Below are 15,553 nucleotides of genomic sequence, written 5' to 3' on the forward strand. Positions count from 1 at the left end.
GAGGTGATGCGTATATCCAGCGCCGCCCGCGCGGCGCATCGCGAGCAAGGCTCGCTCCTACGTTTGTTTACGGCCAGTAACGTCTGTGACATCCGCGCGCGACCGCCTTGTTTATACGACGCGATATCGAGTCGTACGCCAAAACGTTCGCGCGCAAATCCCACAGGCATAACTGGCCCGAAACAAACGTAGGAGCGAGCCTTGCTCGCGATGCGCCGCGCGGGCGGCGCTCGATTTGCAAAGCGCTGCATATGTTATGGCAGGCTGCAGTTCTATATATTGTTTAGCTAAGTTTGTTGGCTTTCAAATAATTAAATCATCGGCTTGAAAAATAATAACCAAGCAAAAACATAAGTTTAAGCAGTCGCCCTGTTCGATCAAATCAGTCAATTATCGGGCGCCTGATTATCGGCGCACTTGGTCATTTGACAGACTATATCTTTAGTCATAGCCTCAAGACCCGTGAGCCGCTGCCCCTGTGTGGCACACGTTCCAGAACACCGGCCTGCCGCCGGCCTGCGCGTCACCCGTTGCGCCAAGACCAATAACTCTAATGTTCCAATACACCTCCTTGCCCCGTGCACGTTACGCGGTGTGTTCGCGTGGCAATTGAAAGTCTTTAGCACCTGCCTACCGGTTTTCTTCATTGAGTGACCCGGAGGTGCAAACGTGCAATTCAACCGTCTTTCGCTTTCTCTCTTGCCGCGCCTGGCAGGCTATGGGGTCGTGGCGTTTATCGCCTGGCTGCTGTTTTCCACCTTGTTCATGCCGATGATGTCTTCATCGGCAACCCGGGCCATCCTCAACGCACCGGTGATTCTGCTGACCACGCCCATCGACGGTGTGGTGCGCACACTGAGCATCCAGCCGGGCACCACCTTCAAGACCGGCCAGGACATCGCCACCATCGAAAACCCTCGGGCCGACCAGGAAACCCTGCTTGGCCTGCAAACCCGGCGCTTGACGCTACAGCAACAACTGGCCGCGATGGCCAGCCAGGCGGAACACGATCGCAAGTTCTACAACGCACTGGAAATCACCAGCCAACAGTACGAAAGCGCTTATGAAACCCGAAAGCGCCACGCACAGAAGGCGCTGCGTGCCGAGAACAGTGCGGCCGGCGCACGGCTGGCCGATGCCGAGGAAACGGTAGCGCGCAACCTTGAACTGTTCCGCCAAGGGGCTGTGAGTCAGGCCATCGTCGCCAGTTCCAAAGCTCAACTGGCGTCCTTGCGGGCCGATGCCGAGTCCATTCGCTCACGCCTGCATATCAACGACGGCGACTTGTCTGCGGCCAAGGACGAGGTGTACCTGGACCCGGAGCAGTTGCGCATGTTCGACCTCAGGTCGCAGATGACCACCCTGAAGCTGAGCCTCGACAACCTGGAGCGAAACCGCACGACCCTGGAAGAAGAGCTGGCCCACCTCGACCAACTGATAGACACCGAGCAGAAACGGGTCAGCATGATGGCGGCCTACAGCGTCGTGGCGTATTCCTCGGGCACGGTACAAGAGTTGGTGGCGCCACAGGGCACCCAGGTCCGCGCTGGGGCCACGCTGCTCAGGGCGACCAACTGCAACCAGAGTTACGTCATTGCCGTGTTCCCGGAACGCATGGCCAGCCGTATCGACCGGGATAGCGAATTGCAGGTTTCGATTCGCGGGCTGGACCACCCGCTCAAGGCCAGGGTCGTGCAGCTGCTGTCCAGCCCGACCGACATCCAGACCAGCAGTTACAGCGTGCCGTTCCCGTATGCCGAGCAGAACTCGGTGTATGTGGTTGGCACTTTCGATAACAACCTTCCGCCCAATCAGCGGGTGCTGACCTGCAACCCTGGCAACTGGGTCACTGCCACGGTATCGCGATGAGCGCCCGGGCTTTGCTTGTGCTGCTGATGGCTATGGCCAACTCGGGAGCGGCCCTTGCCGATGGCAGCCGCGCGCGCCTGGTGCACATGACCTGTGCCGCCCTCGGCCAAGCTGTGGCGGCGCAGGGCAGCGGGGCCGTGCTGTTGCCCAGTTACCCGCAGTGGAATGGCCAAGCCGAAGTGCCTCAGGCGCTGCGCGAAGTGGCCTTCACCTACGACAACGCGCTGGCGAGCATTGCGTTGTACGCCTGCGGCAAATCCGGTGCCGCACAACAAGTCGCCGATGCACTGGCTTTCGCCACGGCGCGCGACCCTGACTACACCGATGGACGCGTGCGCAACGCCTATGCCGCTGGCCCCGTGAAAGGTGGCAGCGTGGCCTTGCCGGGCTATTGGAACCAAGCGCGGGGAGCATGGAGTCAGGATGCCTATCAGGTGGGCAGTGCCACCGGCAATCAGGCCTGGGCAGCGCTGGCGTTGCTGGAGGCATACCGGCAAAGCCAGCAAGTGCGCTACCTGGACGCCGCCCGACGGGTTCTCGATTGGACCCGCCTGGCGACCTTCGATGCCCAGTCGCCGGCCGGTTTTACCGGTGGGTTCTATGGCTTCCCACCCTCAGCCCAAGCGCAAGGCTGGAAATCCACTGAGCACAATGTCGACCTGGCCGCCGCCTGGCGAGCGCTGGCGCGCTTGCACGACGACCCGATGGCCAACGAGCAGGCGCAGATCGCCCGTGGCTTCGTCGAGGCCCATTGGGACAAGGAACAGGGGCGTTTCTGGATCGGCACCTTGCCCGATGGCCGGACCCCGCAGCGAGAAAAGTCGGGGTTGGATGCTCAGATCTGGCCACTTATCGCCCTGACTGATCCTCCTGCGGACTGGCAGCGCGTCTTGGCCTTTGTCGAAAGTTCCCACGGTTACGCCGAGGGTTACGGTTTCAAGCAGCAACCTGACGGCCTCTGGACCGAGGGCACCGCGCAGGTTGCCGCGGTAGCACAGCTGCAGGGCCAACCCGCATTGGCACAGCGCTTGTGGGGCGTGCTGCTGGCACAACAGGCCCGCGATGGGTGGTTGTACGCGACCCCCCAGGGCAGCATCAACACCGGCCTGAGCATAGGCCCCGACGCCACCAGCGATGACTTCCTGTACTACCACCTGCCGCACCTGGGCGCGACCGCCTGGGCGGCCATCGCGGCCACTGGCATCAACCCTTTTACTGGCGAATACAAGGCGAACTGACATGCAAGCACTGGACGCAACACAATTGCTGCAGATCAACCTCTGGACCCTCGCCATCGTCGTGCTGCTGAGCTACCTCACACACCGCAACCAATGGGGGGCACGGCTGCTGTTCGGTGCATTGACCGCCGCATTGCTGGTGAATTACGTGATCTGGCGCATCAACGACACTTTGCCCGAAAGCCACACCGGCTTCGTCGCCCTCTGGGCCTACGCGTTCCTGTTCTTCGAGCTGCTAGGTATCGGCTACACGCTGTTTTCCATCGTGGTCATGCTGCGCCGCAGCGATCACCGTCTTGCCGCCGATGCCGGTGAAAAGCGCCTGCGCGCCATGGGCCGCCAGGCACCGGCGGTGGACGTGTTCATCTGCACGTACAACGAAGGCCTCGAGGTACTGGAAAAAACCATCATTGCAGCGCAAGCCATGGACTACCCCAACTTCACTGTCTGGGTGCTGGACGACACCCGCCGGGACTGGCTGCGCGACTACTGCGCGCGAATGGGCGTGCAATACGCCCGGCGCGACGACAACCTGCACGCCAAGGCCGGCAACCTCAACAACGGCTTGCGCCAGTCCGCAGCCAGCAGCAATGCGCCGTACATCCTGGTGCTGGACGCCGATTTCGCGCCGCAGCGGCCAATTCTGATGCGCACCCTGGGCTTGTTCGAAGACCCGAAAGTGGGCCTGGTGCAGACACCGCAGTTTTATTACAACCCCGACCCCATCCAGCACAACCTGGGTTCGGCGACCTGCTGGGTAGACGAACAGCGGGTGTTCTTCGATGTGTTCCAGCCGGCCAAGGACGCCTGGGATGCGGCCTTTTGTGTCGGTACCTCGTTCGTGGTACGACGCGATGCGATCGAGAGCATCGGCGGCTTCCCGACCGGTTCGGTGTGCGAAGACATCTACACCACCTATCGTCTGCTGCAGAAAGGCTATGTGACCCGCTGGCTGAACGAGCGCCTGTCCATCGGGCTTTCCGCCGAAGGCCTGACCGAATATATCAACCAGCGCGGTCGCTGGTGTCTGGGGACCATCCAGGTGGCGTTGCTCAAGGAAGGGCCGCTGTTCGGGCGTGGCTACCGCCTCAACGACCGGTTGCACTACATTCACGGCCTGCTGCACTGGTGTTCCAAGCCCTTCATCCTGATGATGCTGGTGTCGCCCGTGCTGTATTGGTACTTCGGTATCGCCGGTTTCTATGCCACGCCCGCCGCGTTCCTGGCGTACGGCATGCCAGCACTGATTGCCTATTGGGGGTACAGCACCTGGGTCACCGAGCGGCGTTCGCTGCCTATATTCACTGAAGTCACGCAGATCGTCTGTGCTCTGGCCATCACCGCCACGCTGATCAGCGCCGCCATTCGCCCGTTCGGGCGGCCGTTCAAGGTGACCGCCAAGGGGCTGGACCGCTCCAAGGCCATGGTGCACTGGAAGCTGTTCGGCTTTTTCCTCATCCTGAGCGCGCTGGCACAGATCGGCGCGATCACTGCCATCGTCAACGCCCACACCTTCGACGGCAATATGGTGTTCAACCTGTGCTGGACGGTGCTGGTGCTGCTCTACAACCTGGCCACGCTGGTGGCCTGTGTCGACCGCCCACGCCTGCATGGCGAAGAACGCTTCCCATTCGACCGGTCTACCGAATTGCGGCTGGGGTCGCGCGCACTGAAAGGGCGCCTGGTGGATATATCCGTCAGCGGCGTCGCCTTTGACACTGCCCAGGCAGACACTGTGCGATGCGGTGCACGAGGCCAGGTGTGGGTCGACAGGGTTGGCTGGCTGGGGGTCGAAGTGGTACGCCACGACCTGAGCGCACGCATGGGGCTGCGCTTCGTCGAACTGGACGAGGCTCGGCGTCAGGCCCTGGTGGGCCGGCTGTTCAGCGATGCCAACGCCAACGTTGCCAGTATCGCCCAACCGGGTGTCGCATTCGGCAGCCTGCTGCGCCGGGCATTGTTGGGGGAAGGGCGACTGGAGGTGCAACTGCCTCGCTGGTCACGCCGGCTTCAGGAGCAGCAGGGGCTTCGCGCATTGCCGACGCTGCGGCGAGCCTCGTTGCCGGAGGCGATGCAGGCGTCTGGCGGTTTGGGCGGGTTGTTCGCTCAGTTGCGTGCGCTGATCACCCGTATCGTTTAGGAAACCGCCCATGAAAGCTCACCTGCAAGGCATTGTGCTCGCGGCGCTGTTGCCCTTGGCTGGTTGTTCGCTGGAGCCGACCTATCAAACACCGGAATCACCAATCGACCAAGCTTGGCCTGACACTGCCGGCAAGGTGGATGGAACTGCGCATGCAGCATTCACCCAGGATTGGCGCCAGTTCATCAGCGATGCCCGCCTGCGCCAGCTGATAGAACGCGCACTGGTCAACAACCGCGACCTGCAGCAGGTCGCAGCCAGTGTTGCCGAAGCCAGGGCTACCTACCAAGGAGCCAGCGCCGCACGCTTCCCCAGCCTTGGCCTGGACACCTACTCGGGGCGCAGCAAGATCCCGGCGCTCGAGCAAACGCCAGGCGGTGGCTCCAGCGCCGGAAGTACCGCCAACACCTTCCAGACAACCGTGGGCATCACCGCCTACGAGCTGGACTTCTTTGGCCGCGTACGTAGCCAGCAACACGCGGCGGGGGCCAGGTTCGAGGCCAGCCAGGCGGACTATCAGACTGCGCGCCTGGCGTTGATCGGTGAACTGGCGGCGACCTGGTTGACGCTCAAGGCCAACCAGAGCCAGCTCAAACTGGCGCAGTCCACCTTCGAGTCTCAGCAACGTTACAGCCAGTTGCTGCGTTCCAGTTACAACCTGGGCTCCACCGCCCGCATCGATGTGCACCAGGCCGATGCCATCACCAACACCGCAGCGGTTCAGGTGACGACCTATCGCATGTTGGTCGCCCAGGACCTCAACGCCTTGCGGGTTCTGGTGGGGGAACCCGTGCCACCGGAGCTGCTGCCGGACGACAGACTGGGCGAACGCATGGCCACTGCTGACGTACCGGCCGGCCTCCCTTCGGACCTGCTTGCACGCAGGCCAGACATCATCGCTGCGCAGGCCCAGTTGCGCGCCGCCAACGCGGAAATTGGCAGCGCCCGCGCAGCCTATTTCCCCAGTTTTTCCCTGACCGGCGCATTGGGCAGCCTGAGCGGCGACTTTTCCAGGCTGCTGACGGGGCCTGCCGAGTACTGGACCCTCGCCGCGCTCGGTTCATTGACCTTGCTCGACGGCGGGCAACGCAAGGCCGGTGTGGACGCCAGCTGGGCCCGCTACGACCAGCGCGCCGCTGCGTACGAGCAAACTGTGCTGAATGCCTTTCGCGAGGCGGCCAATGCGCTGAACGCCCGGCAGGAGATGCTTGCCCAGGTAGCTGCACAAAACCGCCTGGTGGAGGACTACCAACAGGCATATGTTCAGTCTCGGTTACGTTTCGAGGCAGGGCTGGACAGCTACTTCTCGACCATGGATGCGCAGCGCTCGCTGTTCGGGGCCCAACAACAATGGCTGGACCTGGAACTGGCACGCGAAATCAACCAGGTGAACCTGTACAAGGCGCTGGGTGGTGGCTGGGAAGCCCCACGCGCTGAGCACGCGGCCCGCTAGCCCGTGGGGGGGCAGCGACTCAGGCGGTCGCCACCTGCAGCGGCAAGTCACCCAGGGTGGCGGACAACCCAGGCATGTCCTCCAGCAACCGCCGGGTGTAATCACTGGCAGGCCGTTCGAACACTTGCTCGGTAGGCCCTTGGTCAACCAGCCGACCTTGGCTCATCACCAGCACCTGGTCGCTGATGCCACGGACCGTGGCAAGGTCGTGGGAGATGAACAGGTAGGTCAGGCCCAGTTCCCGCTGCAGGGTTTGCAGCAGGTCCAACACCTGGGCTTGAACCGGGGCATCCAGTGCCGATAAGGGTTCGTCCAGCACCAGCAGTTCTGGCTCGGCGGCCAGGGCACGGGCGATGGCCACCCGCTGCCGTTGGCCTCCTGACAATTGTCCTGGGCGTCGGTTCAGCAACTCAGCGGGTAGGCCAACCCGTTCCAGCAGCGTCAGCACTCGCTGGTGGTGCTCACGCCGATGGCCTATGGCAAAGGCGCGCAGGGGTTCACTGATGATCTCCAGCAGGCTGTGCCGTGGGTCCAGCGCAGCCCAGGGGTTCTGATACACCAGTTGGACCCGGCGCCGGTAGGCGTGCAGCTGCTTGCGCCCAGCGCCAAGGATCTGCTGGCCGTTGAACACCACGCTTCCAGTGCTGGCCTGCTCAAGTGCCAGGATGATGCGAGCGGTAGTCGATTTGCCCGAACCGGACTCGCCCACCAGGCTGGTGGTGCTGCCACGGGGCAGGCTGAAGCTGACAGCGTCCACCGCTGCCGGCCCCAGTGGGCTGAAGCGTCTCTGCAGGCCGCTGACTTCCAGCAATACATCGTTATCTGCCCTGGCCGTGCGGCTTCGCCGTTGCTGCAGACGCGCCAGTGGCGAAGCCTGCAGTAATTGGCGGGTATAGGGATGGCTAGGTGCATGCCATAGCTGGCCGGGCGTACCGCTTTCCAGCAAGCGACCATGGCGCATCACCAGAATGCGGTCGGCGCGGTCCAGTGCCACGGCCAGGTCGTGGGTGATCAGCAACAGGCTACTGCCTCGTTCGCGCACCAGAGCCTGCAAACGGTCGAGAATCTGCCGCTGGACACTGACATCCAGCGCGCTGGTGGGCTCATCGGCGATCAGCAAGGGTGGGTCGTTGGCCATGGCGATGGCGATCAGCACCCGTTGGCACATGCCACCGGACAATTGATGGGGGTAGCGCTCCAGCAACTGTTCAGGCGTCTTCAAGCCGACTTGGCTCAGCAGTACCAGTGCACGCACGCGGGCTTCGTTGCGGGCCACGCCGTGCACGGTCATGGCCTCGATCACCTGGGCACCGATGGTTTTTACCGGGTCCAGCGAGGTTCCCGGGTCTTGCGGCACGAAGCCAACCAGCCGGCCACGTCGCTCGCGCCAACCCCTTTCATCGAGCTGATCCAGCGCCTGGCCCTGCAGCCACAACTGTCCCTTTTGTCGCGCAGTTGGCGGCAACAGGCCAGCCAGCGCTGCTGCGGTAGTGGACTTGCCAGAGCCGGACTCACCCACGAGGCAAACGATCTCACCTGGCGCGATGTCCAGGTCCAAACCCTCCACTGCCGCCTGCGTGCTACCGGGGTACTCGACACCAAATTGGCGAATTCGAACCAAGGGTGTATCCATCACGCATCTCCCTGAATACGTTGCAGGCCACGGGCCAGTTGTTGGGTGGCAAGCACCACGGCGGCCACTACCAGCCCTGGCAGGGTGGTGTACCACCAGGCCACCACCAGGTAATTACGGCCCTCGGCGATCAGCAGGCCCCATTCCGGTTGCGGTGGTGGTGCGCCAAAGCCGAGGAAACTCAATGCCGACACCGCCAGCACGGCGCTGGCGAATTCCAGGGCAGCCAGCGCCAGCAGGGGGCCGGCGGCATGCGGCAGCACATGGCGGCAGAGGTTGCTCCAGGGGCCGACACCGGCCACTTGCGCCGCCTCCACGAACGTACGGCTGCGCCAGCGCAACACTTCGCCCCGGGCCAGGCGTGCGAACATCGCTACCGATGACAGGCCTACCGCAAGGGCGATTTCCAAGGTGCCGAAGCCCAGTGCGGTGACGATCGCCATCGCCAGCAGTAATGCCGGAATCGCCATCAGCACTTCCACCAGTACCGCCAGAATCCGGTCGGCAATGCCACCGAACCAGCCGGCGATGCCACCCAGCAGGCTGCCGAGCACCAGGGCGATCAGCACGGCGATGCTGGTGGCTTGCAGCGACAACGCCGCGCCATAGACACAGCGGGCATAAAGGTCACGGCCCAGGTGGTCGGTGCCGAACCAGTGGAGGGCGGAAGGGGCTTGCAGGGTTTGGGTAGGGTCGGCCAGCAGCGGGTCGACGCGGGTGAACAGGCCAGGGCAGAAGGCCCAGCCCAGTACCACGATAAACAGGCCGATGCTCAGCACCACGGCAAGGCCCGGCCAACGCACCGTACGCGTAAGGGTGTAGGAAGGTTGCAAGATCATGGGCGGCTCCCTTGACGGATGCGGGGGTCGAGCAACGGGTAGATCAGGTCAGTGGCCAGGTTGGTCAGCACATACAAGGCTGCGGCCAGCAACACCACGCCCTGAACCACAGCGATGTCCTGACTGGCGACAGCGGCCTGGGCCAGGCGGCCGACGCCATCTCGGGAGAACACCGTTTCAGTCACCACTGCGCCGGCCAGCAGATTGCCCAGCAGCGTGCCGGCCAGGCTCAACAGCGGAATCGCTGCGTTGTGCAGGATGTGTCCGCACAGCAAGCGCCAGGGGCCGACGCCCTTGCTGCGCAAAGCCTGGACGAAGGGTTGCTGGCTGACGTTGGCAATCGAGCGGCCCAGCACCTGAGCGATCATCGCGGCACAGGGCAGGGCCAGGGTGACCGCCGGCAGCACCAGGCTGGCGAAGCCGTGTTCACCCATGGCTGGGAGCCAGTGCAGCTGGAACGAAAACAGTTGCAGCAGCACCAGTCCCACCCAAAAGGTTGGCAGCGACACCACCACCGCAGGCGCGTTATGCAAGGCGCTGTTAAATGCCGGCTGGCGGATCTGCTGGGCGGCCAGCGCCAGGCCGATGCCAAGCGGCAGGGCCAGGCCCAATGCGGCCAAGGCCAGCACCAAGGTTGATGGCAGCGCCGCTGCCAAGGCCTGGGCCACCGGTTTTCCGGTTTGCAGTGAAGTACCCAGGTCCAGATGCAGCAGCCGCCACAGGGCACCGCCGTACTGTTGCCAGAGGCTGCCGTCGAGGTTATAGCGGGCGCGCAGTTCGGCGACCTTGGCCGGGTCCACCGTGCCGGGCTCGCCGCTCTGGGCCAACAGGATCGCCACCGGGTCACCTGGCAGCGCGTAGAGGATGGCGAACGACAGGGTAAAGGCCGCCCAGAGCACCAGCAGAGCCTGGGCGAGCCGCCAAAGACGGCCGTGGTGGTTGGTCAGGATGCTCATGGTTCAGTGGCTCCCAGGTTGTGCCAACCAGGTGTCGTAGAACTGCAGGCGAGTCGAGGCCTCGTAATGCAGGCCCTGCACCACGTCGCGAAATGCCGTCACCGTTGCCGCTTCCACCAGTGGAATCACATGACCCTGGTCGAGCAGTTCGCTGGCGGCCTGGTGGATCAGCGCCCCGCGTTTGTGTACATCCAGGCTGGCGGCGGACTCCAGCAATGTCTGGTCCAGAGTGGATGGGGCACGCACATTGACGTTGCGCCCGCTGGCAAGAAACACCGTGCGCAGCACATCGGGGTCGGCGCGGGTCAGGTTGAAGAACCACAGCTGGTAGTTTTGCGAGGCCTGCAGCAGGCTGACCTGGCCGATGGTGGATTTGTTCAGGCGCAGCTCGACGCCGACCTGGCGCAATTGCTGCTGCACCAGCTCCAGCACCGGCGTGGTGGCCTGCCAATAGTCGAGGGCGAAGCTCAGGCGCTTGCCGTCGCGCTGTCGCCAGCCGTCAGTGGCCTTGGCCCAACCGGCGGCATCGAGCAGTTTGCCGGCGCCGTCAGGGTCGTAGGCTAGGTTGGCACCAAGGTCCTGGTAATACGGCGTACTGCCAGCCAGCACGGAGCTTGCCGGTTTCTGGTAACGGGAAATCACGCCTTTGAACTGGCTGCGGTCGATGGCCTTGTTCAGCGCTCGGCGCACGTTGACGTCGTCCAGCGGCGGACGAGACTCGTTGGGCGTCAGGTTGAACACGATGCCAGGGTTGGAGCGGGTAATGGCAGGAATGCCTTGGGCCTCCAGTATCGCCTCGTCCTGCACCGGCACGCTGGTGTTCACGTCGATCTGCCCCGACAGCAGGCTGCCCAGGCGCACGCCGGATTCCGGCAGTATGTGGAACTCGATGGCATCCAGCCAGGCACGGCCCTTATGCTCGGCCAGGGATGAAGGCCAGGCGTAGTCCGGACGGGCTTCGATGCGCACCTGGCGGTTGTGCTCGAAGCGCTTCACGCTGAATGGCCCGGAGCCCACAAGTGCGCCCTGGCAGCGATCTTCCGCGGACCGTTTAAGCGTGGCGGGCGACAGCAGCCCCAGGCTCATGGTCGAGCTGGCCTGAAGGAACTGGGCATTGGCCTGCTTGAAGCGGATACGCACACTCAAGGGCTCGACGAGCTCGATGGACTCAAGCCCGGCGAGGTAGGTGCCGGCCAATTGCGCCTGGGCGCCGAGGGCGACGATGGCCTCGAAGTTGGCCTTGACCGCCGTTGCGTCCAGTCCAGTGCCGTCGGCAAAGGTGACGCCTTCGCGCAGGTGGAAGGTGAACTGGCGCGAATCGTCGCTGACTTCCCAGCGTTCGGCCAGCCAGGGCACGATTTCGGCGGTTTGCGGGTCTTGGTCGGTGAGCGAGTCCACCAGTTGCCTGCCAACGTTGAGCGCTGTGTTGTTGCCTGCTTGCTGAGGGTCGATGCAGTTGGGGTCGCCGTCGAAGGCCACCCGCAGCACGCCGCCGGTTTGCGGCTGTGCCGGAGTGATATCGGCGGCCTGTTGCCTGGGTTTGTCATCGCAACCCGCGAGCGCCAGGGTGATGGCCAGACTCAGAGATGCCAGGGGTCGGTACATGGGCTTTCCTTAGAAAAAACGGTTGGTGCGGTAGGGCAGGCCCAGGTTTTCACGCAGCGTTGTACCGGCGTATTCACGCTGAAATAGCCCGCGGCGTTGCAGTTCCGGAACCACGCCGTCGACGAAGTCATCGATGGCTGAGTGCAGGCCGCTGAACATGATGTTGAAGCCATCGGCGGCACCGGCCTCGAACCAGGTTTGCAGGTCATCGGCGATGGTTTGCGGGGTACCGATCAGGATGCGGTGACCACCGGAGGTGAGCTGGTTGAACAGTTGCCGCACGGTGGGGCGCTCACGGCGGATAAGGTCGTACACCAGCTTTTGCCGGCTTTGGTGCGTGTTGGTGGTGAAGGTTTCCGGTGGCAGCGGCACGACCTCATCGAAGGGCAGCTCCGAAAGGTCGTAGCCGAGGCTGGCGAAACGCGATATCGAGCTGAGGAAGGCCTTGGGTTCGAGCAGTTCTTGCAGGCGATCGTATTTGGCCTGTGCTTCGACCAGGGTCTTGCCGACCACGGGCGACACGCCGGGCAGCACTTTCAGTTCATGGCTGGCGCGACCAAAGCCAGCGGCGGCCTGCTTGATTTCCTGGTAGAACGCTTGGCCTTGTTCGACGGTGTGCTGGGCGGTGAAGATCAGCTCGCCAACCCGCGCCGCCAGGCGCTTGCCGGCCGCAGACGCACCGGCCTGGGCCACCACCGGGTGCCCCTGGGGCGAACGCGCCACATTGAGCGGGCCGCGTACCTGAAAGTGCTCGCCTTGATGGTCGAGCACATGCAGCTTGTCGATCTCCAGCCAGGTGCCGCTGGCCTTGTCCTGGATGAAGGCATCGTCGGCCCAGCTGTCCCACAGGCCGCTGACCACGTCGTAGAACTCTTCGGCACGGGCGTAGCGGTCATCGTGCTCGACATGGTCCTGGCGGTTGAAGTTCTCGCCGCCCCCCAGCGATGTCACCAGGTTCCAGCCGGCGCGACCGCCACTGAGGTGGTCCAGGGCCGCGTACTTGCGGGCGATGTTGTAGGGCTCGTTGTAGGTGCTGCTGGCGGTGGCGATCAGGCCGATGTGGCGGGTACTGGCGGCCAGCGCCGGGGCCAGGATCAGCGGGTCCCAGCGCACACTATTGGGCCCGCGCTGCAGGGCCAGGTCGAGCTTGACGTCGAGGGTGTCGTTGAAGAACAGCGAGTGAAAGCGCCCGGCTTCCAGCTTGCGGGCGATGTACTGGTAATGCTCCAGGCTCTTGAAGGTGTCCAGCGGTGCTTCCGGCAGGCGCCAGGCGCTGCCGCTGAGGGTACCGGGAATGAATGCACCGAGTACGAATTGTCCTTGGCTCATGAATTTTCTCCTGGCGCCCGCCGAACACGGCGGGCGCTGTGTCGGTGGGGTCAGAAGTTGTAGGCGATGCGGGTGTACCAGAAGCCGCCGTAGGGGTCGAACGGCGAAATCGAGCCGAATTTGGGGAAGCCGTTGATATCGCCCGCCGGGTAACCGTTGTTGTCTGCGCGCACATCGAACAGGTTGTTGGCACCCACGGCGATGTCGAAGTTGTCGGTCAGGGCGTAGGCCACTTCCAGGTCGGTGAGCCACTTGGCGCCGTAGGTCACGTCATAGTCCGGGTTGGCATCGCGGGCGATGACCTTGTCGTAGCGGGTGAGGGCTGCGTTGATGGTGAAGCGCTCGATCTGCCAGTTGGCGCTCAGAATCAGCTTGGTCTTGGGGTTGGCGACCGTGAGGTAGCCCTGGGCGACGCGGTCGAACAGTTGCAGATTGTTGCCCGCGGCGCGCAGCGAGGCCGGGGTCTGCTTGATGTCGTCGATTTCGGTCTTGTTGTAGTTGAAGCCGAGGCCATACTTGACCCGGCCGTACTGCCCATAGTCGACGCGGTAGTCGGCCACCAGGTCGACGCCGCGGGTGGTGGTGTCAGCGGCGTTGGTGAAGTACTTGATCCGGTAGCCGGGCTTGTAGCCGTTGGCGATCAACTGCTGGTCGACGCCATTGCCGTACAGGAAGCCAGTAAGGGCAATACGGTCGCGGATTTCGATCTGGTAGGCGTCCAGGGTCACGCTGGCTTGGGGCAGCGGCTGCCAGGTCAGGCCGAGGCTGATGTTGCGCGATTTCTCCGGGCTCAGGTCTTCGGCGCCCAAGGCCCTGGCCAGGGGCGAATCGACGCGCACGGTCTTGGCTTCGACGAACTGCGCCACACCGTTGACGAGGGTGTACTGGTTGGCAGTCTGGGCATACACCGACTGCGACAGCGACGGGGCGCGGAAGCCGTTGCTGAGGGTGCCGCGGATGGCGAAGGTGGGAGTGAAGTCATAACGCGCTGACAGCTTGCCGCTACGCGTGTTGCCACTGCTGTCGTCGTATTTTTCAAAGCGTGCGGCAACGCCGAGCCAGAGTTTTTCCGTGGGATTGAGCCCCAGATCAAGGTAGCTGGCGTAGCTGTTGCGGCTGAGTTGGCCTTCGTCTTCGGGGGTGAGGGTGATCGCACCTTGTGCCCCGACCGCCGCAGGCTGGCCTGCCAGTGGGCCGCTGGGGTAGATATAGCCACCGTTGATGTACGACAGCGGGTCGTCGGACTCGGTCTTGTAGCGCTCGTGACGGTGCTCCAGGCCCCAGGACACCTGCAGCGGCTTGCTCAGGCCGACCTCGAAGGCGCGGGTGAGGTCGAGGTTGTTGGTCCACTGGTCGAAGTAGTTGGTGTAGGTGTCGAAGTGGGTCGGGCTGGACGGGCCGAGCGAAGCGTTCAGGGTTTCGTCGGCGCCGGCCTGGCCCTTGTCGCGGCCGAAGGTGGAGCTCAGGTCCCAATGCCAGTCCGCGACTTCGCCCTTGCCGCCGGCGGCGGCCTGGTAGTCGGTTTCTTCCAAGGTATAGAAGGGTGCAGTGCCGTCCGGGTAGATCTCGGGGATGATGTTGGTCGAGTTGGGCCGGCGGTAGTTCTGCCCACCCCGGGCATCGCGCTTGCTGAAGGTGGAGAACGAGTACAGGGTCAGGTCGTCGCTGACTGGCAGCTCGGCGTTGTACGACAGGTTGATGGCCTTGATCTTTGGCAGGCCATTCTTCTGCACGTGGCGGTCGGCAGTGTCGTTGCGTGGGTCTCCGGCGAAATACAGGTTGCCAGTGGCCTCGCGCGAGCGGGTGGCGGTCTGAACCGATTTGGCGTCCAGCGCGTAATTGAAGAAGCCGCCGTTGTCGCCCAGGGCCAGGCCTTGGTTGAGGGTCTGGCGCAGGTTGTCGCCGTCGCCCTTGTAGTACTGGCCGTACTGGGTACTGGCCGAGCCGCCGTTGTCGCGTTGCTTGAGGATGATGTTGATCACCCCGGCGATGGCATCGGAGCCGTACTGCGCCGACGCGCCGTCGCGCAGCACTTCGACGTGGTCGATAGCGCTGATGGGGATCATGTCCAGGTCCACCGGGTTGGTGCCGTAGGCGGCGGTGGAGTCGAGGTTGATGACCGCGCTGTTGTGGCGGCGCTTGCCGTTGACCAGGACCAGCACGTTGGAGCCATTCAGGCCGCGCAGGCTGTAGGGGCGGGCGATGCTGTCGTTGGAGGTACCCGACGGCCGTTGCGAAAACGACGGCAGGGTGCGTTGCAGGGCGCCGCGCAGGCTGGACTCGCCGGTCTGCTCCAGCTGCTTGCTGTCGATCACGTCGATTGGCGCGGGGCTGCTGGTGACCGTACGCACTTCGCTGCCGCGTGAGCCGGTGACGACCACCGTGTCGAGGGCGGGGTCGTTATCGGCGGCGACGGCCAGCGGGGTGAGCAAATAGCCGGCGGCCAGCGCCGGAGCCAGCGATAAAGCGGTGAACACAGACTTCATGACTG

Annotated in this window: 10 protein-coding genes; 4 read left to right on the plus strand and 6 right to left on the minus strand. The window is 63.7% G+C overall.

Features of this window, described 5'->3' with window-relative positions:
• Positions 1-669 precede the first annotated feature (669 nt).
• The 4 genes from PspTeo4_RS07455 to PspTeo4_RS07470 are packed head-to-tail and all read left to right on the plus strand — an operon-like array spanning position 670 to position 6,700.
• Positions 670-1,869: an HlyD family secretion protein gene (locus PspTeo4_RS07455; protein WP_322363063.1), complete on the plus strand. Its 1,200-nt coding sequence runs from the start codon at positions 670-672 to the stop codon at positions 1,867-1,869.
• 26 nt (positions 1,870-1,895) lie between these two features.
• On the plus strand, positions 1,896-3,107 hold the full coding sequence (locus tag PspTeo4_RS07460; protein ID WP_322363064.1) for a hypothetical protein: 1,212 nt from the start codon (positions 1,896-1,898) through the stop codon (positions 3,105-3,107).
• A gap of 1 nt (position 3,108) precedes the next feature.
• On the plus strand, positions 3,109-5,247 hold the full coding sequence (locus PspTeo4_RS07465; protein WP_322363065.1) for a glycosyltransferase family 2 protein: 2,139 nt from the start codon (positions 3,109-3,111) through the stop codon (positions 5,245-5,247).
• A gap of 10 nt (positions 5,248-5,257) precedes the next feature.
• Positions 5,258-6,700, plus strand: coding sequence for an efflux transporter outer membrane subunit (locus tag PspTeo4_RS07470; RefSeq protein ID WP_322363066.1), 1,443 nt, complete (start codon positions 5,258-5,260; stop codon positions 6,698-6,700).
• 19 nt (positions 6,701-6,719) lie between these two features.
• Here PspTeo4_RS07470 and PspTeo4_RS07475 read toward each other — a convergent pair whose 3' ends face one another.
• From PspTeo4_RS07475 to PspTeo4_RS07500, 6 genes are read right to left on the minus strand one after another with little or no spacing between them, the layout of a single operon-like run.
• A complete protein-coding gene (locus tag PspTeo4_RS07475) occupies positions 6,720-8,333 on the minus strand; it encodes an ABC transporter ATP-binding protein (protein ID WP_322363067.1) in 1,614 nt (537 codons plus the stop codon).
• Positions 8,333-9,172 (minus strand): ABC transporter permease, encoded by an 840-nt coding sequence (locus PspTeo4_RS07480; RefSeq protein ID WP_322363068.1) that lies wholly within the window; start codon positions 9,170-9,172, stop codon positions 8,333-8,335. Before PspTeo4_RS07480 ends, PspTeo4_RS07475 begins: the two co-directional genes overlap by 1 nt.
• Positions 9,169-10,128 (minus strand): ABC transporter permease, encoded by a 960-nt coding sequence (locus PspTeo4_RS07485; protein ID WP_322363069.1) that lies wholly within the window; start codon positions 10,126-10,128, stop codon positions 9,169-9,171. Before PspTeo4_RS07485 ends, PspTeo4_RS07480 begins: the two co-directional genes overlap by 4 nt.
• Positions 10,129-10,131: 3 nt before the next feature.
• On the minus strand, positions 10,132-11,733 hold the full coding sequence (locus PspTeo4_RS07490; protein WP_322363070.1) for an ABC transporter substrate-binding protein: 1,602 nt from the start codon (positions 11,731-11,733) through the stop codon (positions 10,132-10,134).
• Between the two features lie 9 nt (positions 11,734-11,742).
• Positions 11,743-13,062 carry an LLM class flavin-dependent oxidoreductase gene (locus tag PspTeo4_RS07495; protein ID WP_322363071.1) on the minus strand — a complete coding sequence of 440 codons (1,320 nt, stop codon included), beginning with the start codon at positions 13,060-13,062 and terminating at the stop codon, positions 11,743-11,745.
• A 50-nt stretch (positions 13,063-13,112) separates the two neighbouring features.
• Entirely contained in the window at positions 13,113-15,548 is a 2,436-nt protein-coding gene (locus tag PspTeo4_RS07500; protein ID WP_322363072.1) for a TonB-dependent receptor, read from the minus strand.
• Positions 15,549-15,553: the final 5 nt, after the last annotated feature.

The organism is Pseudomonas sp. Teo4, assembly GCF_034387475.1.
GTDB lineage: Bacteria > Pseudomonadota > Gammaproteobacteria > Pseudomonadales > Pseudomonadaceae > Aquipseudomonas.